The organism is Parafrankia sp. FMc2, from assembly GCF_041008525.1.
Taxonomy (GTDB): Bacteria; Actinomycetota; Actinomycetes; order Frankiales; family Frankiaceae; genus Parafrankia.
In genome coordinates, this window is the sequence record NZ_JBFLUG010000107.1 from 1 (window position 1) to 26514 (window position 26514).

Here is a 26514-nt window from a genome sequence, read left to right on the forward strand (position 1 = left end):
CGCCTCGACCGAAGGTCGACTCAGGATCTTCCATCTCCCGCCCTACTCGCCCGAACTCAACCCCGACGAGTGGGTCTGGAAGAATGTGAAGAACGATAACGCCGGGAAAGTCGCCGCCCGCACTGTCAACGAACTGCGCGACAGCGTCAAGAAGGCGTTCGCTCGCCTCTTGGCCACACCGGAGATTATCCGAGGCTTCTTCCGATCTCCAGACCCGTCCTACATCAATATTCCACTAACTTAGTTTTCTCTTAGTAACGCCCACGGAGCAACATATAAACATAACTCGAATAATCTATGGGTTAAACTTTTAAATGCCAGGGTTGCTGCGGCGAAACAACAGTCAATGAATACTACAGCCACAGCCGAATCGGTCCGAATGAGTCGCGTAGGCTCGCCTCAAAACTTGCGGCTGGACTGATAGGGGAAACCTCACACGAGCTGTGGATCGTGTGGAGCCACGTGTTCGCGCGGCCGATCTGACCGATGCAAACACCACACCGGCGTGCAGGCATTGCAATAGTTCGAAGAGGGACCACGGTGCGCCCCTGAATCCGCCCGCAGGACATACTGGGGTTTGGCCGCAGTCTCACTGGCAGCCGCGCATCATGAGATAAGGCCGAGATATAGACACGAATGATCCGACACCCGGGTTTCGGATCATTCGTGTCTTCATTGGAGGATTCGCGTGGACCCGCAACCCAGCTTTATCATTCACGATAGACCCGTCGTTCGACCGGATCCGGCTTATATCGCCACGGTGGATCTAGCGCCATTTGGATTTTATGGGCAGATGGAGCAAATTTGGCTGCACCCCCGGGAAGGTGAACGATATGAAGTTTGCTGCTTGCCGTTCAGGGTCTACGGCCTTGCAATGGGTGACATTGTTCTACTCGATGCGAACGCAAGGACAGTCGTCAGTATCGCAGAATTCTCTGGAAATCGCTCACTCCGAATCTTCATTCCCTATGCGGTCCCTGCGGAAAGGTTTCATGCCGCAAGAGAGGCGGTTCTTTTTGCCGTTCATGACGCCAACCTAATGTCAGAGTGGAGCGGGGAGAGGCATGTGGCAGTCAATATCTCGCCGAAACAGTCTATGGCAGGAATTCTTGAGGTGATCCGAGACCTCGACGGCGTCGTGGCCTGGGAGTGGTCTGATGTAGAAGAATTTCGTGCAAACATCTAGCTTTCGCCTGTCTTCTTGTGGTTCGGGTTCGTGCATATTCTTGTTTTGTGGAGATCTGACCCGAGGTGGTGTGCCGTGGGGTATCGCGACGATGGTCTAGACATCCCGCGGAGCTAAGAGCGTGTCTCATGTGGATCACCTTGCATGATCTGAGATGTGAGCGACCGCCTTGCCCTGCGGGCTGGTACCGGACGAGCTCTGGGAACCCGTGGAACCTCTGTTGCCCTCCTTCACGCCGCGTCCGCAGGGTAGGGGAACGACTCGGTGGACGAGCGAGCGGTGTTCACCGCGGTGGTGTACGTGCTGACGTCGGGCTGTGCGTGGCGGCATCTACCGCCGTCGTTCGGGGTGTCGGCACCGACGGCGCACCGCCGGTTCCAGGTCTGGACCCGGGCGGGGTTATGGCCCCGGCTGCACCGGGCGGTGCTCGACCGCCACGGCGGCGCAGGAAACATGGACTGGACCTCGGCGATCGTGGACTCCGTGAGCGTGCGGGCGAGAAAGTGGCTCGCTGACCGGTCCGAGCCCGGTTGATCGCGGCAAAGGTCGGCTCTCAGCTGCACGTACTCACCCTCGCCGCCGGACTCCCGCTGGTCGTCGGCGTCTCCGGTGCCAACCTCCACGACGGCCACGCCCTGATCCCGCTGGTCACCGGGATCCGCGCGGTTCGTTCCCGGCGCGGGCCGCGGCGCCCGAACACCGCATGGGGAGCGACCGGGCTGGTCAGCCCCCGTTCCGCGCCGGGGTGCTGGAGGTTGTGCGCGACGACGCGTACCTCGGCGTTGGCCATGTGCTTGAGCTGGAAGTGGTTGGCGACGTCGCCGAGTGCCCAGACGCCGGGAACACCGGTGCGGTACGCCTCGTCGGTGACCACATGGCCGTGCTCGTCCAGCGTGAGGCCACCGGCCGCCGCGTCGATCAGGTCGGTGTTGGGCCGGCGCCCCGTGCAGATCAGGAGCAGGTCCGCGCGAACGTCGACCTCGCCCGCCGGGCCGGCCACGGTGGCGGCGATCCCGGCACCGTCCGGGCAGAGGGCGGTGACCTGGGCTTTGAGGAACGGGCGGTGCCCCTGGGCGGGCCGGGAGAGGATCCACGCAGCGGCACCAGCTGAGGTCCGGCCTCCGACCTGGCCGAGCAGACCAGCGTGGTCGACGAACACCGTGAGCCAACGGTCGGCGTCGGCAACCCTCCGGTCACTGGCGGAGTCGCGGTGATCAGGAGCCATTACCCTCTCGCTCCACCGCCGTGACCATCACCTCGACCAGCCCCAGGAACTCCGCCACCATCAGCCCGCCGCCCTCGAACACACCACCGGTCCACTCAGCGACCGCTTCTTTCAGCAATCGATCATGCCGAATGGCAGATGCCTCACTCCCCCATGCCAACCACAGCTACACACAGTCACAGGCAGCAGCTATCGAGCGGACGCAGTCTCCGCATGCTGAGTAGAACCTGAAAAACACCGGTGACGGCAGTAGCCAGCCGATACCTGAAGCCATTGAGTCGACGCCACAATCAAGGCCTTGATTTCGGAACCAGCAGCTTTGCCGCGGCCCTGCCGACACACCGCCACCGTGGGAATGGTGGGAGTAGTCAGAACAGCCGGCTCGCAGCCGAACGCAGTAGGCCAAAGTTCGCGGTCAGCCTCTATGAGGTCCAGTTCAGGTGCTGGGTGCGCTCAACGTCGGGTACTGCTACCTTACCGCTCCGGAAGATCGGCTGGGTCTGTTCCAGGTCAACGCCCGCGTTCCCGGCGGTGACCGGGTCGGGAGCGGTGGATCCCCGAGCGTCACGGCGATCTTTCGAGGGAAACTTGCCGTTGAGGACCATACGAAGAAACTTGGATCGAAGAATGATGAAATGGTGGATCGCCAGCGTCACACAGAAGGTGAGGACCGTAATCAGGAGCATATATGGCGTGGAAAGGCTCGGGTCCAGCGAGAGCACGGTTGCAAATATGTAGATCCAAAGAAAATGGAACAGATACACTGTGTACGAAGCATCGGCGAGATACCGCCAGGCGGGCCGCGGGCGGGAAACAAGACGAGCCGAGGCGGCGAAGATTGTGGCCAGCAGAGGAATCGTGAAGATCGTCTCTGTCATCACCAGGCCTGTACCCACCGAGAGCGCCCCTACCCACTCCTGCTTGGACGCGAGGAGAGCAAGACCGGTCACTGCGAGGAAGATCGGTGCGGGGCGCTGGAAGGACGGCAGAAGCCGCTGCCGGTCCAGATAGAGGAGCACGCCGAGCAGAAAATAGGGCAGGAAGTCCAGCGTGTGCTTCAGAAGGACCGCGTGGGTTCCGGTGCCGACTACGGGTTCCACCACTGCGCGGTGGCCGCCACGGATGACGATCGTGGTCACAAGAACAAAAAGCGTGATCGTCGTCATGCACCGAATGCGGTTTGCGGTGGCCCACTGGTAGGGGGAGGCGGAAGTGAGACGCGAGAGCAGGCTCACCGCGGCCGGTGCGCACAACGCATAGACCAGGAGGGAGATCAGGAACCACAGGTGCAGATACCAGCTCAACTCACCCGCCGGGGAGGGAATGGTGTTCCCCCGCACGTAGTCCAGGAGCGAGATATCCGGATCATTGTGGAAGTTGTAGATCAGCCAGAGCGCGGGAGGGTTCAACAGCACCAGTGTGATCAGGAGCGGAGTTCCCACTGCGGCGAATCGGCGGCGTATGGTACGGCCCGAGCCATACTTTCCGACAAGCATCGCGGACAGGAATCCGGAGATCAGAAAGAAGCCCTCCATCCGGAACAGGCTTGAGGAGTAGGCGATGCCGTCGAAGATCGGGTCGTCACCGAGCGTCGCCGTATGCACGAAAACGCCGACCATCATGAACGCGCCACGCAGCGCGTCCATGTGATGGTAATGCACCACCCCCAGAGCGGACGGCGCTTTCTGCTCTTCCACTGCGTCTCCCCCAACCCAGGCCGGCCGCTACGGAGAGTACTTCCGCATCCGACACCTTTGGAAGGATATTACCTTTTTACACCGAACGTCGACTGAGGGGGTCCCGTGGAGGCGTAGACACGTTCGTCGCTCCCAGGCGGTGAGGACGCGGCTCCATGTGGGCAGGTAGAGGTACCCCTCGAAACCGATTGCGTCGCGCGTGGTCCCGGGGCGGTAGCCGGTGATGCCTGTCCACCCGGCCACGGTGGTGCGGGTCGGCCTGATACTCCTTCTGCTGGAAGCAGACCTCGGACACGGCAGTCGGAACCTCAGCGACGTGTCCGTCGCACCCAAGGCATCCACCGAGAACAGCCCGGAAGAACTACCCCGCCCCCGTTCCAGCGTTTAGTGGCTCGCCCTTCATCCCAGCACAGCCGCCGGATGCCGTCGGATGGGCAGCTCTGCGCCCGAAGCCAGACCGTGACCATCCGGCTCACCCGACCCGGGCCCGCCTGACAGACGGTGACGCGTCAGCGACCTACCCGGGGCGAGCTTCCGGGGAGCCATCGGACCGCACTGAAGGATTGTGCCCCCGCTACCGACCCCGGCGCGTCAACGTGTTGCCCTCATCACGTCATGCATCGCCGGGCATGGTTCCTGCGCGGGCCGTAGGCAGCTGGCTGCTCTGGGTGTGAGACGATGGATCGGCTGTCAGGGGGACAGCCTCCAGGGAGCGAACCCGTGAATGATCTTCTGAAGATTCTCCTCGGCACAGCCATCGCGATGGCAATCAGTATGGCGCTCGGATTTGTGCTGTTCGAGATGGAGCCCTACCGGCCCCAGGATCCCGCCTCGAGCGGGTCTTCGAAATAGGGATGTTTCTCGATCGAGCTCGAAACCCTGGTCGCATGTTCGAGCTCACGGGCTTCGCGTTCTTTCACCGAGCACTCGGCACGTTGTTCCCCGGGTAGTCGCTGATTCCCCGCGGCGCTGTCAGCCGATTCTGGTGCCATAGACGTGCTGGACGGTGATCGTGATGAGCACCCTGCGGTCGGAGATCATCACCGAGCGGTACTCGTTCCAGTCGGGGTGTTCGCCGGCGGCGCTGCGGTAGTAGGTCACCAGGGCCTGGACCTCGGGTCCGTGGGGGTCGCTGCCCGGCCCGGTGAGTGTGGCCGTGCCCTCGGCAGTGGCCCACGCACGGCCGTCGGCGCTGGTGACCTCCAGGGCGGCTCGCGGGTCCCGGCGCAGGTTCGCCGTCTTGACCAGGCCCTCTCGTGTCGAGATGAGGATGGTCCCGGCGTCCGGGTCGTAGAAGGGCGTGACGGGCGAGAGCTGGGGGCGGCCGTCGGACTTGAGGGTGGCGAGGACACCGAGGCGGCTTTCGGCGAGCAGCGTCCGCGGGTTGAACGGGATGGCGGTCATGGCGTCATCATCGACGTTCAGATCGATGCGAAGGTCAAGGATGCGGGTCCGTGTTGATCGGGGAGCTGAACCCGCGGGCCGAGGCCCCCCGCACCCGCTGCGCTACGACGGCTCACGGCCTGCTCGCAACCGGCCGCAGCCGTGGCAGGCAACCGAACCGTAAGGCGTTGGGGTCTATGCGACCGAGCACCTGATGTCTGTTGCTCCGTTTTGAGTATTTCATGCGTCCGGTGGGGAATTCCGCTCCGGCGGGCCAACCGGCCAGACCGCCTCCAACCCACCTGTCTGGCCCAGGCGTACCGACCACTACTCTGCAGGGCTTCCGATCCCGTCGCGCGAATCGCCGCCGGTGACCGGAGGCCGTCGTTCGCGGCGTCGCTGACCAGGAACTTCCAGAGTTCCTGGAACGGAGAAAGGGTGCTGGTGCAGGTGTTCTCCCCAGGTTCGTCGCCGCGGCAGGCCGAACCGGTCACACAACACACGTCGTGGTCACGCCCGTCCGGTCCTCGCCGGTTCGGGCGAGTCCGCATCGGGATCATCGCCGCCGGACTCGGTGGGCTCGCGCTGAGTTCCTGTCAGCCGGTGCCGGGTGGCCCGGCTGGCGGTTCGGCGCCGACGAGCGCGCCGCCGGCCGCGTCGACTCCGGCGACTCCCAGTCCCACCACGCCGTCCGTCACCGCCGCGCCGACGGACGGCGGCCCGCAGCCGACGCCGAGCAGCGACCCCACCTCGACGCCCACCACACCGACATCCACCGCGGCGGAGCCCACGCCAGGAGACGAACGCCTGCTCCCGATGGGAATGATCACACTGGGCCAGAGACGGGAGGGTGAGCCGGTCACCGTCAGCGTCGCGCTCAGCATGGTCGGCTCGAGCCGACCCACCCTGTCGGGGACGGTCGACATCGTCGTCGACGACAGCATCCGCCACACCGTGACGCTGACACCCGGCGCGGGCCAGGGCACCGCCACCTGGGCGGTCAGCCTCGCACCCGGCGTACACCGGACGACGGCCACCTACAGCGGCAACGAGTTCTACCAGCCGTTCAGTTTCAGCGGCGGGACGACCATCCAGAACGGTCGGCTGGAGGTCACCCCGCCCGAGCGGATCGTGGCAGGGCAGACCTACACCGTGCGGGTGAAGGTCGTCCCGATCAACGGGGCGACCGGGACACCATCCGGAACGGTGCGCCTCTCCCACGGATTCTGGCCCGACCAGGCGACGGCGACTCTGGACGGAACCGGTAGCGCCACCGTCACCCTGACGGCGTCCTTCCCGTCCGGCAACACGCCGTCCGCACTCGTCATGTTCGTCGAGTACCTGGGCGACGGCACCTTCCTGCCGAACAGCTGGACCGCCGTACCCGCCATTCCGTACTCACTGCCGGACAGCAGTCCGGCTGACGGAGAGACGCCGGAGCAGGCTCGCACCTGAGCATGTCGACATCCGCTGCGGGGCGAGTGACGGACCTGCCATTACGGTGGTTCCTGTGGAGACGGCCGCTGACTCGTCCGCGCTGGAATGGCGGCGCGGTCTCCCCCGCAAACGCATGGCGGCGGCGTCCCTCCTCGTCGACGACAACGACGACAGACGGGTACTCCTGGTCCGTCCGACCTATCGGCCTGGTTGGGATCTGCCCGGGGGTGTCGTCGAGCAGGACGAGGCCCCCCTCGCGGCGGCCCGGCGCGAGCTCGCGGAGGAGCTGGGCCTGGACCGGGCGCCGGGCCGGCTGCTGGCGGTGGACTGGGTGCCGCCCTCGCGGCAGCGCACCGAGGGGCTGATCGTGGTGTTCGACGGCGGCCGGCTCACGCGGGAGGAGGCCGGCCGCATCCGGCTGCCCGCCGACGAGCTGGCCGCCTGGTCGTTCGCCGTGGCCGACCAACTGCCCGATCTCATGGTGCCTCTGCTGGCTCGCCGGGTCGCCGCCTGTCTGGCGGCGCGGGCGACCGGCACGACGGTCTACCTGGAGGACGGGGTGTTGCCGGGCTGACGGTGCCGCGGATCGGGGAGGAGGGGGGTGAGGAACGGGCTCTCGCCGCCGTGCCAGGAGACGAAGAGTTCCTCCCGCGCCCTGGTGCAGGCCACGAAGAGCAGGCAGCGCTCACGCTGGACGTCTCTGGCGTGCGCGACGTCGTCCTCGGCGGCTGGCGTGACCGCTCCCGGGGCGGGGACGTGCCCGTCGGTGACACCGACGACGGCCACGCAGCGGAACTCGAGACCCTTCATGCGGTGCATGGTGCCGACAGCGACGGCTGGCTCCGGCGGCGCGGTCTGCGCGGGTCTCTCCGTCGGCCGGGACAGGAGCCGGGCAGGTATGCCCAGCCGGTGCAGGGCGGGCAGCAGCGGCTCGGCGAGTGTCCTGGAGCGCACAGCCACGCCGATCTCGTCCAGGGCGATGCCGGCACGCTGCCAGGCGCGTACCTGCTCGGCGGCGTCCCGCACCTCGTCGGCCCAGGTGGCGGAGCCGCGCAGGCGGGGCGTGAGGCCGTGGATCTCCGAGCGGCAGCCGGCCGCCGAGTCGAGGCCGCCGTCGATGTCGTCGATGGGTTCACCGCGGAGCATGCCGAGGCTCCAGGCGAGGATCTCCGCGGTGGTCCGGTAGTTCACCGTGAGCCGGGTGGAGCGGCCGACCACCGGGATTCCGAGTTCGCGCAGGCTGACCCGGTTGTTGTAGATGCGCTGGTGGGCGTCGCCGGCCACGAAGATGTCGTCCGTGCCCGGTTCGACCGCCGCGCGCAGGAGGCGCCACTGCACCGGACTCAGGTCCTGCGCCTCATCGATCACGGCATGTCGGTAGGGGCGCTGCGGCGCCCGTTCGAGGATGCGCGCGGCCTCGACGCAGATCATCTCATGGGTCCATCGACGGGACGCCCGCAGTTCTCGGTCGAACCGCTGCCAGGCGGCCCACACCTGGGCCCGCTGGCGTGGGCCGAGCGGGCGGCTCCGGCCGGCCCGGCGTGCCTGCTGGTAGGCATGCTCAGTGGTGATCTCCTGCGCGAGGATGACCTGCCGCCACTCCTCCGACAGGAACGTCTCGGAGAAGGGAAGAGCGAGGGTGTGCACGACCGTGCGCCACACCGCACGTTCCTCGGCGTCGGTCAGGATCGCCGGCTGCGGGTGACCGGTCCGGAAGATCTCGTACGCGATCTTGTTGACGGTTGCGACGGTGACGCGCTCCCGCAGGCGCGGGTCGGGCACCAGCAGGTCGAGGTCGGTGGCGAGGGAGGCGGCCATCGTCGAGGTGAAGGTCGTCAGGAGCACCTGGCCGGTGCCCTGCGCGGCGAGGTGGTGCGCCCGGTGCAGTGCGACGACGGTCTTGCCTGTCCCCGGCCCGCCGGTCACCCGGGCGGGGCCGCGGAACCTGGCCTGTGCGAGGCGGCGCTGGGTCGGGTGCAGGTACACCCGCCACAGGGCGAACGGGTGCCGGAACACCTCGAGCAGCTCGTCCGGCCCGTCGACGAGGACGACCCGGTCAGCGCTGCGTTCGACCGCGGCCGCCACGTCGTCGGCGTCGATGGAAGCCCGTTCCACCTCGGACACCGCGCCGATCTCCGCCCACACCTCTTCCGGTGTCAGCCCCGCGGCCAGGCCGAACAGGGCGTCCCACTGGTTGGGCGGAAGGAAACCGCGCGCCATCTCCAGCTGTCGGACGTCGGTGAGCACGCGGGCGAAGGCGAGTGTCTGCTCGTCGATGCCGAGGCGGCGAAGGTCCTTGTCCGCGACGAGCGTGAAGAGCCGGTCCGGGGCCTGCTCCGCCACCGCGGCCAGCGCCGGGAGGGTGGCGTCGATCGCGACAACGTCACGGATCTCGATGCGTCCGGTGGCCGCGTTGACGGAGGCACGGCGGCGCTGGGCCCAGGCGTAGGCGTCGTCGTGCGGGAGCACCTTCAGCAGGGTGTAGGTGTCGCCGCTGTCCGGTGCGAGGACGATGCCGCGCCAGAACCTGTCGATGCGGATCGACCGGAACCGGTCGTCCCGGGCGTTGCCTATCTTCTCCAGGTGCAGGCCGGTGTGGGTGGCCGCCTCGAACCTGGCGAAGACGTCGAGCACCCGGCTCTGCACCTGCTTCTCCAACGCCGCGAAGCCGAGCAGGAAGTCCTTGTCGATCCCCAGTCGCGCCATGTCGTCCCTCCCACCGGGTCCCCGGAAGTTCGTGAACCCCGGGGTTCGTGAATCCCGGGGTTCGTGAGCCCCGACGTGCGTGGGCTCCGTGTCAGGTCTGGCTGCCCACCGCCGCGCCGTCGGCACCTGCGAGCAGCTCGCGGACCACGGGCACCAGGGGATGGTCCGGCCCCCAGACCCGCTGCAGGTCGGCCAGCAGCGCGGCGAGGGTCTTCGCGGCGGCCGCCCGCTGACCGGCGCCCAGCTGCAGCAGGCCGATCTGGCGGCGCAGTTCCAGGACCCGCGGGTCGTCCGCGCCGAACGCCCGGGTCTCGTCGGCCAGCAGTGAGCCGAGCTGCTCCAGGGCCCGCGCCGTGTCGCCGATCAGAGCCCGGCAGGTCGCCTCCCGCAGGCGTGCGAGCAGCAGTCGTTCGCTGTCGCGACCATCCCGGTGGGTGAGATCGATGACGATCCCCGCGTACTCGTCGACGGCCCGGCGGAAGTCGCCTCCCTCGAACATCAGCTCGGCGAGCTCGAGGCGCAGCGAGAGCACATCGGCGTTGTCGGCGCCCAGCGCCCGGCTGGCCCGGTCGACCGCCTCGGCCAGGATGGCGGCGGCCTGGCTGTGACGGGAGGATCGGGCGAGGGAGCGGGCCTCGTCCCGGACCTGGCGAAGTTCGGCCGCGTCGATGCCACCGTCGGACGGCGGCCGCGGCCCGGGCCCTGTCCCCGCGGCCGGACGTCCTGGGTCTGGCATGGCGACCGGCCGTCCCGACTGTGTGCCGCCGGATGTCTGCCGGCCGGAGCGCGCCGGGTCCGGCACCGTCCCACCTCCGGTCGACCTGCTGGCCGTCACCGGCGAGGCCGTCACCGGCAAGGCGGTTACGGGCGGGGCAGTTACGGGCGACCTGGTGGCGGGCGGGGCAGCTGCGGACGGGTGCACGCGGGCAGTGATCCTGCTGTACATCCGCACGGTGTTGTCCGCGGCGGGGTCGACGAAGCCGGGGAGCGCGGCCAGCTCGTCCGCCCAGCCGGTCAGGGCCTCGTACACGGCCTCGGCGCTGGCCGGCCGCTCCTCCGGCACCTTGCGCAGCAGGTCGGCGACCAGTTCGTCGAGGTCGGCGGGAACGTCGGCACGCAGGGCGCTGACCCGCACCGGGACCTCCTCGACCTGCTGGTGCATCACCGAGTAGGACGACGAGCCGGCGAAGACCCGGTCGCCGGTCAGCATCTCGAACAGGGTGGCGCCCAGCGCGTACAGGTCGGTGGCCGGCGCGCTGATGCCGGCGAGCACCTGCTCCGGGGCCATGTAGGCGGGGCTGCCGAGATGCTGCCCGGTCACGGTGATTCTGGACAGGTCGGTACGGTCGAGTGCCACCGCGAGGCCGAAGTCGAGGACCTTGACGGTGCCGTCCGGCTCCAGCATCAGGTTGCCCGGTTTGAGATCGCGGTGCACCAGGGACGCCCGGTGCGCGACGGCCAGCACCGAGGCGGCCTGTGCCGCGATGGCGGCCGCCCACCCGATGGGCAGTGCCCCCTGCTCGGCGACGAGATCGGCGACGCTGATGCCGTGCACCCGCTGCATGACCAGATAGGGGCGCCCGTCGTGCGTTCCGGCGTCATAGACCGCGGGCACGCCCGGATGTACCAGCCGGGCGGTGATGCGCGACTCCCGGATGAAACGACGAACAAGTTCCTCGTCGGGCCGGCCGTCCGGAAATCGGACGAACTTGACCGCGATCTCCCGGTCGAGTTTCACATCACGACCGACCCAGACCTCGCCCATTCCGCCTCTGGCGAGCGGCAGGGACTCCAGCTCATATCTCCGGTCGATCATCCAGCGCCCCGCCATCACACCCCCGTGCAGCTGTCCCTGTCGGACGACCCGAAATGATACGTCAGTCGGTGGAAATCCCGGCTCCCGGACCTGGAATTGTCAGGACCGGGTACGGTCCCCGGGCCTGCGCCGGCTGTCGACCGCACCGAGGTATCCGATCTGGATGATCTCGGCGCCCAGTTCGGCGACCTGGCGCACCGCCTTCTCCAGCTGTCCGAGCCGGTGGAAGTCCGCCGCCAGTTCCCGCTGGTCGGCGAGCTCCAGCGCGGGTATGGGGATCCGCCGCAGGTCCGGCAGTGACAGCGTCCCGGCCGGGCGGCCGCGATCCGGGTCATCGTCGCCTCGGCCGGGCGCCGCGGCCGGCCGGTAGCCCGCGGCCCGCAGACTTCCGGCCAGGAAATGAGGATCAACGCGGTCGGGATCGACGCGCAGGAGCGTGATCCTCGGTCCGAGCACGGCATCGGCGCCCTCGCCGGCTCCCTCTATCACCGCCGCCGCGATGCCGTCGTCCGCCGTCACACAGACAACGTCGCCGGCCCGAGCCCGCAGTATTCCGGCACAGTCACCTGTGCGCCCGGTCGGGCCCCGGCCGTTCCGCACATCACCAGCGGTGAGCATCGGCAGGTCACCGCCGTCGGCTCTGGTGTGCAAGGATGCCGTCAGCATTGCCAGCACACCTTCTTTCGCCAGCTCGCCCACCGTGTGCCAGGCGGACGGGGCTGCCCTGCCTGTCGCGGGGGAGGCTGCCAATGCCGAGGCAGAAGTGGGCTCACCGGCAGAAACCGAAAGGGCCGGCGGCGACATACTCGCCGTGAGCGCGGACAGTGACGACAATGCCGTCCGGAGTTTCTCGCTCACCGCCGGAAAACCGCGCTCGGCGCCGTCTGCTGGAAGCACGGCGACGCGCGGGCGCGGGCTGAGGTCGACCTGGTCGTCGAGCAGGTCGGCGACGGGAACTCGCCGGTATCCGGGTGGTGGTTCCGCGCTGACCGATTGCAGGTCCGCTCCCGCCAGGCCCATGAGTACCTGGGGGTCGGGCGGCCGGCCGTCGGGAACCCGCAGCGCCCAGAGGTCGGGTGTGGATCCGGCGCCGAACACGTCGGCCGGCAGTCCGAGCACGGCACACAGCGCCCCGGCGCGCAGGAGGTTCGCCCTGATCCGTCGCCCGGCGGGCCGGGAGGCGGCGGCGGCCGGCATCAGGAGGAGCACCGGCGAACCAGGCCGGCCGTGTGCGAGGCAGTGCTGCAGCCAGGCCAGTTCCGGTTCGCCGCGGGGTGGGACGCCGTAGCGCCACCAGGGCGACCCGACCAGTTCCTCGTGTCCCCAGGACCGCTGGCCGGAGGGAGGCGCGCACAGCACGACATCGGCCTGTTCACCGGCGAAGGCCTCCGCGAGCATGGAGTCCGCCGCGGCGATCCGGGCGGCGGCACCGTGCAACAGCAGGCCCGCGGCGGTGATCCGCGCCGCTGTCGGGTCGACGTCCTGGCCTAGCAGCAGGCCCGCGCCGGCGGCCCGCGCCGCGTCAAGCAGGCCGCCGACCCCGCAGGCCGGGTCGAGAACGGTGAGCTCCTCGGCGCCGCGCCGCACTCCCGCGAGCCGGACCATGAGGTCCGCGACGACGGCCGGGGGCCCGCCGAGCTGCCGGGAGTACACCTCGCGATAGCGCCGGCGCAGGACCTCGAAGAGCGCGGGGTACCCGCCCTGGTCGGCGGCGCTGGCGGCGGCCCGGGCGACCGGCACCCAGCTCGCCTCCCATCCGGAGGAGGTTGCGGCACCGGGTGACAGGGGCGGCAGCTCGGACACGGCCCGGTCGATGGCAGGCCCCAGCAGGCGGGCCGCGACGTCGTCGGGCTCACCGAGCGTCGCGGCCGCCGCCTCCCGCTCGCGCTGGCGGTAGAGCAGGAAGCCGCCGAGGTGTCCGACGAGTTCGCCCAGGTGCGGATCGTCGACGGTGCCGCGGACCTGCTGCCACACCCGGTCGCCGGCCTCGACGCGGAACGGGCGGTCATGCCGGTCGAACCAGGTCTCCACCGCGGCGAGCGCGAACAGTGGGCTGCTGGAGGTGCCAGCGACCGGAGTCGGGAAGTCGTCGAACCGACGCCTCCAGTTGCTGACGGCCGCCCGCCCGACGCCGGCGATGCGCGCGATGTCCGACGCGGTGACCGTGGCGGTGGTTGGCGCGGTGGTCGGGGTGGGAGCGTTCCGGTCGGGCATGGTTCAGCCTCCGTCCGCCCGCTCGACGCCGACGGGCAGGCGGGTGAGCACGCCGCTGGTCCGCAGTGCGGCGAGATGCTCCGCGGCCCGGCGCGGTGGTGCCCCGCCGCGGACGAGCAGGCCGGCTTCGATGTTCTCCTCGACGCCCGTGGAGGTGAGGTTGGCGCTCGACACCAGCAGCGTCCGCCGGTCCGCGACGGCGATCTTGGCGTGCATGCGGGCACCGGGATGACCGCGGCGGGCGGTGGGCCAGTGCCACAGTTCGACCCCGCGCACCCCGGCGAACGCGGCTGCCGGCTCGCTGCCCGCCAGCCCGCCGCCGGCCCCCTGCAGGGTCTCGACGACGACGCTGACCGTGACCCCTCGCGCCGTCGCGGCGCCGAGCGCGGCCAGCAGCGGCGGGTAGGGGCGTGCCGCATAGGTGGCGAGCATCAGTTCCGTGGTGGCCTCGGCGACCAGGTCGACCAGCACCCGGGCGGTCGCCCGGACCGGCACCGAGCTGCTGCCCGGCCCGCTCCACACCGACTCCACCCGGGTCTCGCCGGCCCGTCGCGCATACCCCGCGCTGACCCCGCGCAGGTAGGCGGCCGCCTCGGCCGGGGGAACGCCCTCGACACGGCGAGCGCGCAGCACCGCCCGGACGGTGTCGCGCGCCGCGGGGCCGGCGACCGTCGCGACCAGTGCGTCGTCCCACGCGGTCCCCGCCACGGCCTCCCGGGGCAGCGCGGGTCGCGTCCCGGCCCGGTCGACGAGTTCGTCCGCGAGTGTTCTGAGCCGGGACGGACCGAGTGCGCTCACCGCCGCCTCGACGGTCGCGGCGAACAGACCGCCGGGCTCGTGGTCAGACCCCACCATGCCCGCGTCCCCCACGTCCATCACCGGGTCACCACGTCACGGGAGCTCGGGGAAGAGGGCGAGGTTGCGGTGCTCCGGGCCGTCGCCGAGGGGGACGACGAAGCGCCGGTCGAGGAACCGGTTGCCGCGTTCGCAGGTCGTCTCGGAGACGAACAGGCAGACGTGGCAGGCGGCGCCGTGCAGGAAGTCGGCGGGGGCGGACGGCAGGCGTTCGGCGCACAGCGGGTCGGAGGAGCAGTGCCGGGCGTCGGCCAGCGCCCGGCGGGTGAGCCGCAGCAGCTGGTCGGGTTCGGCCAGTGACACCAGCCCGCCGAGGGTGCCCTCGGCATCGGGGACGGCGGTGTAGATGAGGATGCCGTCACGCGGGTCGTCGTCGGTACCGGCGTAGATCCGTTCGCTCAGGCTGGCCGAGCTGTACCCGCATTCCAGGGCGATGGTGCGGATCAGCAGGTGGGACAGCGAGTGCAGCGCCAGGAACCGCTCACCGGGCCAGCCGTGCATGGGGTCGAAGTCGACGGCGATGCGGTCCGAGTACCGGTTCAGGCGGAAGCGGGAGTAGGCGTCACGGTGCTCGCGCATCTCCGTGGTGCCGGCGACCCGAGCCTCCCACGGCCCGAGGACGTCCTCGGATACCCGCAGGAAGATGCCCTCGCCGCGGACCTCGGTGGCCGGTACCCAGGTGGCCGGGCCTCGGGTCAGCGGGGCCCGCACGACGAGGTCGGGGTCGTCGGGGTCGGGGGCGTCGAGGCGGGTGAAGCCGGTCAGCGCTCGGACTTCGCGCAGTCGTTCGGCCTGCACGACGTCCGCGTAGAAGCGGGTCAGCCGGGGCGGAACGCCGTCCGGGTCGCGGCGCAGGGCGAAGTCGTCGGTGGCGTCGGGCAGCACCGACGCGGAGAGGATCTCCCATTCGGGGGTCCGTAGGTCCGGGTAGCCGTGTTCGTCCCCGGTGTCGGTGTCGTCGCCGGGCGCGGTGGTCAGCGCCGTCCGGTGATGGTCGATCGCAGCCCAGATCTCGGCGTCGGTCCACCGTTCCAGCTGGCGGAACACCGGCATCACCGACCGGGAGAAGCCCATCAGCTCCGCGCCGGGGATCTGGCTGAGCTGTTCCCAGTTCTGTTCGACCTTGCTCGCCAGTTCGCTGGCGCCGGTGCGGGGGACGGAGAGCACGGACAGGCCCTGGGCGAACCACTGGTTGGAGGCCCCGACGACCAGCAGCCGGGCATCGGCGTCGCAGCCGCCGTCCGCGAACGTGCCCAGGTGCGGGTGCCGGCCGCGGCAGCGGGGCAGGTTCTCGGCGCCGCGCCGGCCCGTCGCCTCACGGATGTTGCGCCGCTGGTCGCAGTTCACGCAGCGGATCTCGACGTTGGCGCCGAGGTTCCCGCCCCGGTCCTCCATCCGCAGCCGCGGGTGGCTGGCCTTCGCGCAGCCGCCGCCACGGTGGACGAACGCCACGTAGGGGAAGTCGTCGAGGTGGCCGGCGGTGCAGGCGAGGACGAAGCGGGCGGCCACGGCCAACGGCCGCCGGCCCTTCCGCTTGCGGGAGCATTCTCCGTGGTGGAAGCGCGCGTCCTGGGGACGGAACTGCCACTGGTTCTCGAAGGCGAAGGCCGGGGAGGAGATCAGGTCGAGCTCGTTGCAGGCGGTGCAGCGCAGCCAGTTGGGGAACGGCACCGTCGGGACGCCGATCGGGGTGCCCGGAGCGCCCCGGCCCCCGGGGCCGCTGACGCCGGTGTCCGACCAGGGCGCCGGCCGCAGCTCGGTGACGTTGCGGTCGAACACGTGGCGCACGGCGGCGAGCAGCCGGGGCTCGGCGATCGGCTCGTAGTCGGGGACGTTGCGGTAGTCCCAGTCGTCGAGCCCGCGGACCAGCGTGGAGAAGCTGGGGAGGTCGACAAGTGCGCCGACCCCGCTGGTGAACATCAGGTGGCTCGGCCGGACGGCGCCGACGCGCCGGTGGTGTCGCCCGCGCATCAGGCACCTCTCCTCTGTCGGGGCCGGGCCGGGCCGGCCAGCCGGGTCTCCCCGAGCTCGTCGCCGACCGGCGCGTCCTCGTCGTCCGGGTCGGGCCCGCCGGCGGCGGCCGGCCTCCCGGCGGCGGCTGGCGCGCCCGGCCCGGGGGCGGCGGGGCTGGCCGGGGTGCCGAAACTCCACGGTGGATCGACAAGGTTGTGGTTGTAGAGCTCCTCACCGGCGGGGACGAGGAGGCTGATCTCGCGTTCGGTCTCGCGCATCGACTGGGCGACGGTGAGGACCTCCCAGCGGGCGTGGCCGGCCGGTTCGAGCAGGCCGGTGAGTCGTTGCTGGCTCGCGCCCGCGCCGCCGCCGCGCTCGGTGTAGCCGAGCCGGGCCGGGCCGGTGCGCATCAGCTGCCAGCGGTCGACGAGGTCACGGAGCCGTTCACCGAGGTACTCGGCGCCGCGCGGGCCGGCGACGGCCTCCGCCCGGGCCAACAGCCGGCCGATCAGCCGGGTGGCGACGGGGCCGGTGAGGTCGACGTCGTGCGCGTCGATGTTGCGGGTGTTCGCGTCGTCGAGGTGGCGCAGCGCGGCGACGAACGCGCCGGTGGCCGTGCGGTCGAGGGAGCGCCGGGTGAACGGGGTGACCGACAGCGCCTCGACCTGCCGGTAGAAACTGGCGTGGTAGGGCTCGAAGTCCTCGTAGTGGGCGAGATCGCGGGGCCGTGCCCAGTTGTAGAGGGTGATGACGAGCCCGGGGCGTGCCGCGTCCCGGCCGACCCGGGAGGACGCCTGGATGTACTCGGCGGTGTTCTTCGGCTGCCCGACGACGGCCATCAGCCCGAACCGGGAGACGTCGACACCGACCTGCAGCATCGACGTCGCCAGGACCACGTCGACCGGCCGGCGGGCTTCACGGGCTCCCCACCGCTCGGCGACCGGATGGGCGGGGGGCCGTTCCCTGGTGCGGCTGTCCCGGATGCTGAGCGTCTCCCGCCAGGTGTCGGCGATCGCGTGGCGCCGGGCGGAGGTGTCCAGCTCGGCATCGAACGCGATCTCCAGGCGCTTCAGGACGTCGCTGATGTCGGCGGAGGAGACCCGGGAGGTCAGTTCGCTGATGGTGAGCATCGACGCACTGGGGCCGAGCCGGTTCGACAGCCCCTTGCGCGTGCCGTGGGTGCGTACCCGGGTGGTGACGTCGTCGTCGAGGTAGCGGCGCATGCCGGCGAGCTCGCGGGTGGCGTTGAAGTAGCCGACGAGTGTCTGGTAGGGCTCGGCGGCCTCGCCGTGCCGGTCGAAGAGGGTCTGCCCGGCCAGCAGCAGGATCTCGGCGAGCCGGATCTGGGCGGACTTCATCCGGGTGCCGTGGGCGCAGATACCCAGGTAGCGCCGCCCCGGATCCTGCGGGCTTACGGGGACCTGGCGGGAGAAGAAGGTGTCGGTGACGTCGACGACCTGCGGCGGGAAGACGGCGAGGCGGCGGCCGAACACGCCGAGGACCTGGTCCCGCGCCCGCCTGGTGGTGGCGGTGGAGGCGACGATCTTCGGGCCGACCAGGGTGGGAGCACCCGTGCCACCGGCGTCGCCGTCACCGGCACCGGGGGGCAGCGGCCAGGAGCACAGTTCGTCCACCGCGGCCTCGAACAGGCCGACGGTGGTGCCGAGCGCGCCGGAGATGAGATGCAGCTCGTCCTGGATGATCAGGTCGGGTGGGCGCAGCCGGCGCACCGGTTCGCTCGTCGCCTTCGGCAGGTCGCCGCGGCGCTGGTGGCTGGAACCACAGCCGGTCCGCACGTCGAGGTCGTCGTGGCGGTAGCCGTGCCGCGGGCAGCGCTGGCGCACCCGGCCGAACAGAATGCCCGCCTCGCCGCGCCACGGCAGCTGGGCGAGCTTGTCGACGGTGGCGATGACGAGGCTGGGGGCGTACCGGTAGATCTCCTCGTCGACGGTGAGCACCGGCAGGCCCTCCCCCGGGGCGAGCCGGTGGGAGAACGGGCAGGCGTCGGCACCCTCGCCGTTCGGGCAGTAGAGCAGGACGCGGCGCAGGTTCTCGTCGGCGTGGGCGTCGCGGTGGGCGGCGAGCACCGTGCCGCACCACGGGCAGCTCAGCGTCTGCAGGACGTTGGCCCGCTTGCCGTCCCCCGCCTCACGGGCCTGGCTGATCTGGTCCCGGGCGTCCTCGAACCGGTTCGGGGAGACGCCGCTGCCCACCCACAGGCCGATCCGGAACCGCTCCGGCCCCCAGGTGGCCTCGTCGGCGCGGCGCAGCACCTCCGTGGCGCAGACGAGGGCGGCCGCCCGCTGGAACTGCTGGGCGGTCAGCAGCCGCAGGGTGTAGCGCATGAGGACGGCGACCCCGGCCTCACCGGAACGGGCGTCGGCCCCGGTGCCGACGGTGCCCTGCAACCGGCGGATCGCGAAGGTGTACGCGGTCAGCCCCAGGTAGGCCTCGGTCTTCCCACCGCCGGTGGGAAAGAACAGCAGGTCGACGAGCGCGTCCGCGTCGGCGGCCCGCTCCGGGTGCGCCGGGTCGGTCAGCGCCGGCAGGTTGAGCAGGACGAACCCGAGCTGGAACGGCCGCCAGGACGCCGCCGCCGCGCCCTGTGCCTCCACCCGGGCCTTCGCCTCGGCGTAGGTCAGGCCGTGCTCGTCGCGGAGCCGGGCGATCGCGGTGTGCCGGCGCTGCGCCGCCATGGCCTGGTTGGCGAAACGGAAGGCCGCCAGCGCCTGCGCGTGGTGCGGTCGGGCCGGGTCCGTGAGCAGGGTGATCCCCGCGCGGATGCGGGCGGCCGCTCCCCTCGCCTCGCCGATGGCGATGCGTGCGGTGGGGCGCAGCCGCGGCGGCAGGCCGGGCAGCTGCTCGTTCTCACGCTCGTCGAGCCAGGCGTGGTAGCCGTCGGCGAGCGGTGTCAGCCCGCGGCGCAGCTGCGCCGCGTCGGCGGCCGCCAGCGCGTCCATCGACAGCTCCACACCCGCCAGCGGCGTACCGGCGCCCGCCGGGGCGATGGTCGACGGGACGTCGTAGCTCGGCAGCCAGGTCGTCTCCAGCCGGTGCGCACGACGTTCGCCGGGCCGGACGGAGGGGTGCACCGCGATGTTGCGGCCGCTGGCGTAGCGCCGCTCCCCCCGGTAGAGCAGCCGCAGGTGCAGCTCCTCGTGGTCGGAGTGGTCGGCGTGGTCGGCCGCGCCGCCGTCCTCGGGATCGTCGATCGGCAGGAAGACGGCCTGTTCCCCGTCGAGCGCGGTGACGGTCAGCGTGGCCTGGAACAGCCAGGCGGTGTCGGCCCGCGACGGCGGCTCCGGCTGCCCGTTGACGAGCGTCAGCTCGACGATCCGCCGGCCCGGCCGCTCCCGCAGGACGACGGCGAGGAACACCCCGGTCTCGGCATCACCGACCAGCGGCACCCGGAAGGCGTCGGCGCCGAGCGAACCGTCCAGCCGGATCTCCCGGTTCGCGTGCACGACCGGCTCGCGGGCCCAGACGGTGTGCGTACGCCCCTCGTCGTCCTCGGTCTCCTGCCGCACATACCGGCCCCAGCTGGCGGTGACCGCGACGACGTCGACCGCCGCACCGTCCGCTCCGGGCACGCTGGCCGCACTGGCCGCACTGGCCGCGCCGCTCGCCCCGGGCACGCTGGCCGGGACGGCGAACGACAGGCCCATCGAGGACGCCCAGATCCGGCCCCGGGCCTGCGGGGTGAGAACCTCGGGCAGGTCGCTGTCGGCGTCGCCCTGCACCGCCGTCTCGGTGTCGGCGACCGCTTCGGCCGCCGCCGCCTCGCGGGCCCCGCGCGGTGCGGGCTTCGGGCCGAGCATGCCGACGAGGTAGCGCTCCCGGGGCCCCATCGCCCGCGGGTGGAACATCTCGTGCTCCCCGTCCCACGGCCCGAGGAGGTCACGCCGGACGAGTTCGGCGAACGCATCCCGGACCTCGTACGAGGTCGCGGGGACGAACTCCCCCGGCCTGTCCAGAATCTCCGTGGGTGACAGGGCGTCCGCGGTACCGGCGCCGCCCGCGCTCGCACCCCCCGATCCGGCGAGCGAGGGCGAGGCGCCCTTCTCCGAGGGAAACAGCGCGTTCTGACGGTCCTGCGTCACCACGGCTCATCTCCCCCTCGAAGCAGCCCGGCCGGCGCGTCTCGCCCGCAAGCCGAAGCTGTGTACCGAGTTCACAGACTACACATTCAGGCCAGCTCGCGTAAGGGCACCATCCCACCCACCCCCGCAGGCGGCTCGGGAGAAGCCAGTCTGCTCCGTGGCGTCACCCGCGACACGCAGAGATGGTTGGATCCGTGACGGGCGCCGCCCGGAAAGCGACAGCAGTACAGCGGGACGAGGGGAGCCGGACGGCACGTGAGCGACAACATGGGGTTCCCCCCGGGCCCGGACCAGGGCGGATACAGCCAGGGCCACCCGCCCTACCCGAGCCAGCCCGGCCAGGGTGCAGCAGGTGGCCCCGCCTACCCGCCGAACCCGGGGTACCCGCAGGGGCCGGGCCAGGGCTACCCGCAGGATCCGAGCCAGGGCTACCCACCCCACAACCAGGGCTACCCGCCGGCCTACGGCCAGGGCTACCCGCCGCCCGGCTACGGCCCCTACGGCGGCGGCCAGCCCCGCAACGGTCTCGGTGTCGCCGCCCTGGTCCTCGGCGTGGCCGCGATCCTGCTCTCCTGGACCGTCATCGGCGGCATCCTGCTCGGCGTCGGCGCGCTGGTCTGCGGCTTCCTCGGCCGCGGCCGGGTCAATCGCCGGGAAGCCAACAACGGCGGCATGGCACTGGCCGGCGTCATCACCGGCGCAGTCGGTGTGGTGATCGGGCTGATCGTCCTGGTCGCGTCCATCGCCTTCCTGGCCTCCGACGAGGGTCGCACCTACGTGAGCTGCCTGGACGACGCCGGCAACAACCAGGTCGAGGTCGACCGGTGCGCCCGGGAGTTCCTGGGCTGAAGCCGCGGCTGGCGGCAGGAGACCGCCGTCGTCACACCAGACAGAAAGCGTTTGCCCGTACGGCCGCGCCCGCCGCGAGATGACGTGGGCGCGGCCGCGATTTCCTTCCCCGGCCAGACCACGCCCCACCGGCCCAGCTGGTGCAGCCCTGCTCACGGCATGCGCGGAGAGCCCTCAGGCCGATCGCCCGCCCTGACGGTTCGGGCGGGACTGGGCCAGATCTCGGCGCAGGCGCTTGAGACTGACGAGGCGCCCAGTCGTCGGGTCGGGCGCCTTCCAGAAGTCCCAGCCGTCCGTCGAGCGGGCGCTCTCCGGCAGATCGGGTCCGACGATGTCCACCTTCGCCGCCGCCCCCGCCGCGCTCAACGAGAGCCGCTGCCCTCCGAAACCGACCATGCCGTCCGACCGTACCTGCGCCTCCCGCTGCCGGCCGCGGTACACAGCGGTCAGCGCACTGCCAGCCTGCACCAGCCCGGCGGCGAGAAGATCGGTCATACCCAGATCCCGTTCCACACGGGTCACCCGGGTGGAATCCGCTGACAGGGACACAGCCTTCGACGGGTTAGCGCCGGTGGCCGGGGCCGCCGGACGGCCGTTCGGGTCAGGCGGCCCCGAACGGTTTACCTCTGCCGTTCGTCCCGGTGAAGACAAGTCGCTTCCAGAACCATCCGGAGCAGCCGGCAACGCCTCCCGAGGCGCCGGGACCACGCTGGAGACCAGGCCCGCGGCGGGGAAGCCGAAGGCCGCGCGGACCCGGATCAGCGCGTCCCGTACCTCAGCCTCGTTCAGGCCCGGCGCGCGGCGGCGGACCAGCGCGGCCAGCTCGGGCGCCGGTTCCCCGAGCATCTCAAGAAGCGTGCGTGCCACTCTCACCCCAGTCGCCGGTGTCGTCACCCCGGGCAGCGAACGACAGCAGACCTCGCCGCCACCAATCAGTATCATCCGGTTACTCAGTGGCGCCCAGTACGGCAATCACCATCGGCGGCTGTTGCCCCAGGCGGAGTACTGACAAGACTCCGTGTCGTCCAAGGATTCGAGGCGCGAGGATGCAGGAGTACCCGAACGGAGCGCCCTCCACCGCGTGGGTGACCGTGGTCGACATCGTCCTGCCAGAGGACGACAGCTCTCCGCCAGACCCCGCCGAGCCGCCACCCGTCGCCGGCGAGCATCTGCTCTCCTCCCGGCGACGAGTTGAGGGGGCGGTGGCGGCGGCGCTGGCCGAGCTCCTCCCGCTCTCCCGCTGGTTCACCGTCACCGTCGACGATCCGGACAACGCCGAGCTGACCCGCGCGCTGCAGTGGGTGGCAGACAGCCCGATCACCCCGGCCGAAGCCTGCGCCCAGATGGGCGTGACCGTGCCGGAGCCGGATCTGCCCGGCTGGATCAGCTCCTGGCCCGTCACGGCACGCGGTTCCCATGGCACGACCACCAGCTACGTCGTCCCCGCCACGCCCCCTGCCGACATTGCGGTCGACCTCGCCGACTGGATGCAGACCGCCCTGGCGGACGCCTGGATTTCCGACCCGGCACCGCCCTGCCCCGGCCACCCCCATCCGATGCGCCCCGCGGTGCACGACGCCACACCCTGGTGGGAATGCCCAGCAGGCAGCCTCGTTCGCCCCTGGCGGCAGGATCCTGCTTCAGCCGGCTGACCGGGGCCCCGCGGCGGTGCCAGCAGGGGTACGGCACGCACAGTGAGAGAACCGCTGCGGCGGCTGTCACCCGCACCCCGACCGGTTCTCCTCACCTCGTCGCTGCCGGTGCAGGACGTACCTCGCCGTGTCATCGCGCTCCGGCTGAAAGCTTCCGCCCTGCGCCTGACCGAGTGCCGCGTAGTACATCGCGGTGTTGTGAGGAGACGAACCGAGCCACTCCTCGATGCCGGAAAACTCCGGCGCGAGGATCAGCTGCCGGGCGAATACCAGGGTGTGCAGGCAACGGGCCATCCGTCCATTCCCGTCACGCCAGGGATGAATGCTGACCAGGTTCAGGTGGGCCATAGCGGCCCGGACCACCGCGGGAGCATCCAGATCTCCGTCCTGTAGCCAGCCGCACAGTTCGTCCATGAGTTCCGGCGCGCGCTCGGCCCCTCGAACCGGGCAGCCTGGAGCACATAGGTCAACGCATCCGCGTAGCCGGTGACCGCGGCGCGGGTCTGTGCGTCATGTGCCGTCGGCATCTCCTCGCCGGCCGCTATCGCCTCGGCGTCCGCCACGTCGACGGTGTAGCCCTCGATCGTGTTCGATCCCCTGACAGCGCCCGCGATCAGGTGAGTGCCAGCGCTCACTCTGCCAGCCGCCAGGTACCAGGTACCGCGGGCGCCGGGGTCGATGCCGGCCCACCGCAGGGCAGCGAGGTCGAGGGCGAGCAGGTCGCAGGGTTCGGCACCGCGGAGGAGCTCCCTGCAGGCGCGGAACGCCAGGTCCGCCGCCAGACGCTCAGCCTCGTCGCCCCGTATCCGCCAGCCGGCCAGCAGCCGCTGTTCCACCTCGTCGGCGAGCACCAGCGTGGCGTGCTCCGCTTCGAAGGTTCGGAGCTGCTCTCGGTGTTCCCGGTGACTCCTGCGGGCTGCCGTCTCTCGGACAGAGAGCACGATCGGCTCGGCGCTGCGCGAGGGTCCGTCTCGATGTCGCCACGATCAGCGCCTCACTCGAGGTCCGTCAGCCCGCATAGCCCTCGCCCACGAGCCGCCCACTGATGTCGTACGCCTGGATGAGCGGGCGAGTTGCCTGGTGCCAGGCGGAGTTCGCTTCATGGTTCTGTTGGAAAGAGTGGTCATCGTCGCCGGGCTCCAGGCGGGGCTGCGGTGGGTCGACCTGCACCGATCTCACGACGATTTTTCCGTCCTGGATGGGAACCTCGATCACCTCTCCGGTGGGCGGCGTCATCGTCACCCTGGCGACCCGCGATGACACCAGCCCAGCCGCCATGTAGAAGGTCTGGGCGCCGCCACTCCAACTCCTGCCGCGGTAAACCAGATCAAGATCGGAACGGGGGACGGCCCCGAACCCCGCAGCGGGGATCGAGGATGAGACGACACCACGCACATGGGCGTCGACGATTTCCAGCCTCCCCGCGGAGTCGACCGGGAGATCGCAGTGGATGATCGCCATCCCGTTGGTGAGTATCACGGTCGCTCCGAACTCGTCGCCGGCTGCCGCCCACACTCTGTTGTCGAGCGGCTGGAACTGCACCGAGTCGGCTGCTCCCGATGGCGGCGGCTGGCACTCATGTGCAAGCTGGGCCCCCTCGGCCGGAGTGAAGGTGAGCGGATGCAGCCGGGCGCCCGCCGGGCTCGTGGGCACCTCGGCCGGAGTGATGACCGTGTTCTCCGCACCGCCTCCCAGCGCCACGCCGGTCGCGGCCCCCGCCGCGGCCAGAACAAGCGCCAGGGCGGGAACGGCCCGGCGGGCGTACCGGCGGCGGCGCTCGCCGGGCACCCGCGCCCGCACCCCGGCCCACAGGTCATCCGAGGGCTGGAAGACCACCGTCGCCGCACGGTCACGGAGCCTTTCGGTGATCCACTCGTCGGTGCTCATGCCAGCCCTCCCCAGATCTCGTCGTGCTCCTCCGCCGGCCTGGTCTGCCGCGGCACAGGCCGACCGGCCCCACCTCCGATGCGCTGTTTCGCGCCGGCGGGTTGTATCCCCGTTTCCAGGCGCAGCGACGGGTCGGCCCGCAGGCGAGCCAGTCCGCGGGAGGCATGCGTCTTCACCGTGCCGACCGAACAGCCGAGGATTTCCGCGACCCGTGCCTCCGGCAGGTCCTCGCAGTACCGCAGCACCACGACCGCCCGCTGCCGGCGCGGCAGCACCGCCAGGGCCGCGGCGAGCCCCGCCCGGTCCTCCACCGCGGCGAGTTCACCGCCGCCGCCCGGCGCCTGATCCGGCACCACCGGCACCAGCGTCTCCGCGATGCGACGGGTCCGGAACTGGCGGCGGTGGGCGTTGATCAGGATGCGGCGCACATAGGCGTCCGGCGAGTCGCTCGCGCGGACCCGCCGCCAGGCGACGAACGTGCGGGCCAGCGCCGTCTGCGCCAGGTCCTCGGCCGCAGCCGCGTCCGCGGTCAGCAGGTAGGCGAGCCGAAGCAGGCCGGGCAGCCGCTCGGTGAAGTACGTCTGGAAATCGTCGTGCTCCTCATCGTCCATGAACCCTCCTCACCCATGCAGAGGCCGCTGTCGCCTTGGCGGGTTGACAGGGTTGGGCTGATTTGAGCGGTATCGGACCGGCGATGAGGACAGCCTGAACGTGGGCGGGCGATTCCCCTCGGACGGTGCGTCGCCGGCGGCGGTTCCCGAGTCGGCTCAGCGTCGGAGCAGGCTGCGAGCCGGTCCGGCAGGCAGATGCTCGCCGCTCACCGAACGGCCGTCGCGTCCCGACCGGCGCCACCGGCAGGTCTACGAGCGCGGCCCTACGCCGAGCCGGCGCTTCGACAACCGCCGATCTGACTGCCGGATTCCGGGACACGCGACGTGGGGGGCTTGACGCCGAGGACCTCGCAGGCGAGGGCCTGCCAGGCGCGGGCATCGGCGCCACGTAGGTCCTCGGTCCACAGGAGTGTGCCGATGGGGCCGCCGCCTTCGGCGTGCGGGAGTATACCGTTATCGGCGTACCAAACTTTTTTCTTCTCCCATTTCTGCGCATATGTGGGCAGATCGAGCATGCCCGCGTGTTCCCAGTAGACAGTGCGACCGTCGGCCGCAACGACGGTGAAGTCCGGCAGTACCTCCCGGCCGTCCTTGCCGGTGTAGGGCCGTTCGTATTCCCACTGGCCGGGGGCAATCCTGTCGAGAATGCCGGCGATGATGACCTCGTTCTTGGAGGCCATTGGAGTACCGGAGGCGGAGATATGCGGCAGTCCGCCGTCGTACCTGCGCGTCTTGCCCTTGACGGGTAGAGGGTGTTTGAAAAGGGTTGTGTCGGGTAGATAGGAGGGCCTGTGAAGCCTCATGTTGGGGAGGCTAGTGATGGCCGAGCGGCGCCGGTATCCGACTGATCTTTCTGATGTCGAGTGGGAGCTGATCGCTCCGTTGATTCCCGATCCCAAACCTGGTGGCCGGCCGGTGGCGCATGAACGCCGGGAAATCGTGA

The 26514-nt window shown here is 70.4% G+C and carries 23 protein-coding genes and 4 pseudogenes; 10 read left to right on the top strand and 17 right to left on the bottom strand.

Annotation, left to right across the window (positions count from 1 at the left end; all coding sequences use genetic code 11):
- From AB1460_RS38415 to AB1460_RS26965, 4 genes and pseudogenes are all read left to right on the top strand, one after another.
- Positions 1-92 (top strand): annotated as a pseudogene (locus AB1460_RS38415) (transposase); the annotation flags it as partial.
- A 324-nt stretch (positions 93-416) separates the two neighbouring features.
- Positions 417-617: pseudogene (locus AB1460_RS26955) on the top strand (hypothetical protein); the annotation flags it as partial.
- Between the two features lie 71 nt (positions 618-688).
- Positions 689-1186 (top strand): DUF4265 domain-containing protein, encoded by a 498-nt coding sequence (locus tag AB1460_RS26960; RefSeq protein WP_368964915.1) that lies wholly within the window; start codon positions 689-691, stop codon positions 1184-1186.
- A 169-nt stretch (positions 1187-1355) separates the two neighbouring features.
- Positions 1356-1878 (top strand): annotated as a pseudogene (locus AB1460_RS26965) (IS5 family transposase); the annotation flags it as partial.
- 98 nt (positions 1879-1976) lie between these two features.
- Here the strand turns inward: AB1460_RS26965 and AB1460_RS26970 are convergent.
- The 3 genes and pseudogenes from AB1460_RS26970 to mdoC all read right to left on the bottom strand — a co-directional run.
- A pseudogene (locus AB1460_RS26970) lies at positions 1977-2411 on the bottom strand (FAD-dependent oxidoreductase); the annotation flags it as partial.
- A complete protein-coding gene (locus AB1460_RS26975; RefSeq protein WP_368964916.1) occupies positions 2401-2529 on the bottom strand; it encodes a hypothetical protein in 129 nt (42 codons plus the stop codon). The pseudogene AB1460_RS26970 and the gene AB1460_RS26975, both read right to left, overlap by 11 nt.
- A 304-nt stretch (positions 2530-2833) precedes the next feature.
- Positions 2834-4108 (bottom strand): glucans biosynthesis protein MdoC, encoded by a 1275-nt coding sequence (mdoC, locus tag AB1460_RS26980; RefSeq protein ID WP_368964917.1) that lies wholly within the window; start codon positions 4106-4108, stop codon positions 2834-2836.
- 720 nt (positions 4109-4828) lie between these two features.
- On the opposite strand from mdoC, the gene AB1460_RS26985 reads away from it, so the two are divergent.
- Positions 4829-4960 (top strand): hypothetical protein, encoded by a 132-nt coding sequence (locus AB1460_RS26985; RefSeq protein WP_368964918.1) that lies wholly within the window; start codon positions 4829-4831, stop codon positions 4958-4960.
- Between the two features lie 120 nt (positions 4961-5080).
- Here AB1460_RS26985 and AB1460_RS26990 read toward each other — a convergent pair whose 3' ends face one another.
- Entirely contained in the window at positions 5081-5512 is a 432-nt protein-coding gene (locus AB1460_RS26990) for a PPOX class F420-dependent oxidoreductase (protein ID WP_368964919.1), read from the bottom strand.
- 575 nt (positions 5513-6087) lie between these two features.
- Positions 6088-6255 (bottom strand): hypothetical protein, encoded by a 168-nt coding sequence (locus tag AB1460_RS26995; protein WP_368964920.1) that lies wholly within the window; start codon positions 6253-6255, stop codon positions 6088-6090.
- Positions 6256-6307: 52 nt separating this feature from the next.
- On the opposite strand from AB1460_RS26995, the gene AB1460_RS27000 reads away from it, so the two are divergent.
- Both AB1460_RS27000 and AB1460_RS27005 read left to right on the top strand, forming a co-directional pair.
- Positions 6308-6946 carry an Ig-like domain-containing protein gene (locus AB1460_RS27000; RefSeq protein WP_368964921.1) on the top strand — a complete coding sequence of 213 codons (639 nt, stop codon included), beginning with the start codon at positions 6308-6310 and terminating at the stop codon, positions 6944-6946.
- Between the two features lie 55 nt (positions 6947-7001).
- Entirely contained in the window at positions 7002-7502 is a 501-nt protein-coding gene (locus tag AB1460_RS27005) for an NUDIX domain-containing protein (RefSeq protein ID WP_368964922.1), read from the top strand.
- Here AB1460_RS27005 and AB1460_RS27010 read toward each other — a convergent pair.
- The 6 genes from AB1460_RS27010 to drmA all read right to left on the bottom strand — a co-directional run bounded on the left by AB1460_RS27010 (position 7472) and on the right by drmA (position 20575).
- Positions 7472-9634, bottom strand: a complete 2163-nt coding sequence (locus AB1460_RS27010; RefSeq protein ID WP_368964923.1) for a UvrD-helicase domain-containing protein — start codon at positions 9632-9634, stop codon at positions 7472-7474. The two genes, AB1460_RS27005 and AB1460_RS27010, sit on opposite strands and share 31 nt — an antisense overlap.
- A gap of 91 nt (positions 9635-9725) precedes the next feature.
- Complete coding sequence (locus tag AB1460_RS27015) at positions 9726-11450, bottom strand: serine/threonine-protein kinase (RefSeq protein ID WP_368964924.1); 1725 nt, start codon at positions 11448-11450, stop codon at positions 9726-9728.
- Positions 11451-11549: 99 nt separating this feature from the next.
- A complete protein-coding gene (locus AB1460_RS27020) occupies positions 11550-13664 on the bottom strand; it encodes an HsdM family class I SAM-dependent methyltransferase (RefSeq protein ID WP_368964925.1) in 2115 nt (704 codons plus the stop codon).
- Positions 13665-13667: 3 nt separating this feature from the next.
- On the bottom strand, positions 13668-14519 hold the full coding sequence (drmC, locus tag AB1460_RS27025; protein WP_368964926.1) for a DISARM system phospholipase D-like protein DrmC: 852 nt from the start codon (positions 14517-14519) through the stop codon (positions 13668-13670).
- A 36-nt stretch (positions 14520-14555) separates the two neighbouring features.
- Entirely contained in the window at positions 14556-16490 is a 1935-nt protein-coding gene (gene drmB, locus AB1460_RS27030) for a DrmB family protein (RefSeq protein ID WP_368964927.1), read from the bottom strand.
- The gene (drmA, locus tag AB1460_RS27035; protein WP_368964928.1) at positions 16490-20575 is read right to left on the bottom strand and encodes a DISARM system helicase DrmA; all 4086 of its coding nucleotides are present in this window, start codon (positions 20573-20575) and stop codon (positions 16490-16492) included. The genes drmB and drmA overlap by 1 nt, the downstream gene beginning before the upstream one ends.
- 252 nt (positions 20576-20827) lie before the next feature.
- On the opposite strand from drmA, the gene AB1460_RS27040 reads away from it, so the two are divergent.
- Complete coding sequence (locus AB1460_RS27040) at positions 20828-21421, top strand: DUF4190 domain-containing protein (protein ID WP_368964929.1); 594 nt, start codon at positions 20828-20830, stop codon at positions 21419-21421.
- 174 nt (positions 21422-21595) lie between these two features.
- On the opposite strand, the gene AB1460_RS27045 is transcribed toward AB1460_RS27040, so the two are convergent.
- Positions 21596-22363: a hypothetical protein gene (locus tag AB1460_RS27045; RefSeq protein WP_368964930.1), complete on the bottom strand. Its 768-nt coding sequence runs from the start codon at positions 22361-22363 to the stop codon at positions 21596-21598.
- A 104-nt stretch (positions 22364-22467) separates the two neighbouring features.
- On the opposite strand from AB1460_RS27045, the gene AB1460_RS27050 reads away from it, so the two are divergent.
- Positions 22468-23073, top strand: coding sequence for a hypothetical protein (locus AB1460_RS27050; protein ID WP_368964931.1), 606 nt, complete (start codon positions 22468-22470; stop codon positions 23071-23073).
- A gap of 66 nt (positions 23074-23139) precedes the next feature.
- On the opposite strand, the gene AB1460_RS27055 is transcribed toward AB1460_RS27050, so the two are convergent.
- The 5 genes from AB1460_RS27055 to AB1460_RS27075 form a co-directional block, all read right to left on the bottom strand.
- Positions 23140-23487 carry a Fic family protein gene (locus AB1460_RS27055; RefSeq protein WP_368964932.1) on the bottom strand — a complete coding sequence of 116 codons (348 nt, stop codon included), beginning with the start codon at positions 23485-23487 and terminating at the stop codon, positions 23140-23142.
- On the bottom strand, positions 23409-24014 hold the full coding sequence (locus tag AB1460_RS27060; protein ID WP_368964933.1) for a hypothetical protein: 606 nt from the start codon (positions 24012-24014) through the stop codon (positions 23409-23411). Before AB1460_RS27060 ends, AB1460_RS27055 begins: the two co-directional genes overlap by 79 nt.
- 67 nt (positions 24015-24081) lie before the next feature.
- The gene (locus AB1460_RS27065; RefSeq protein ID WP_368964934.1) at positions 24082-24960 is read right to left on the bottom strand and encodes a hypothetical protein; all 879 of its coding nucleotides are present in this window, start codon (positions 24958-24960) and stop codon (positions 24082-24084) included.
- Positions 24957-25571, bottom strand: coding sequence for a SigE family RNA polymerase sigma factor (locus AB1460_RS27070; protein ID WP_368964935.1), 615 nt, complete (start codon positions 25569-25571; stop codon positions 24957-24959). Before AB1460_RS27070 ends, AB1460_RS27065 begins: the two co-directional genes overlap by 4 nt.
- A gap of 263 nt (positions 25572-25834) precedes the next feature.
- Complete coding sequence (locus AB1460_RS27075) at positions 25835-26251, bottom strand: hypothetical protein (RefSeq protein WP_368964936.1); 417 nt, start codon at positions 26249-26251, stop codon at positions 25835-25837.
- A 139-nt stretch (positions 26252-26390) separates the two neighbouring features.
- Between AB1460_RS27075 and AB1460_RS27080 the strand changes: the two genes are divergently transcribed.
- On the top strand, positions 26391-26514 hold a 124-nt coding region (locus AB1460_RS27080), incomplete at its 3' end, for a transposase (protein ID WP_368964937.1).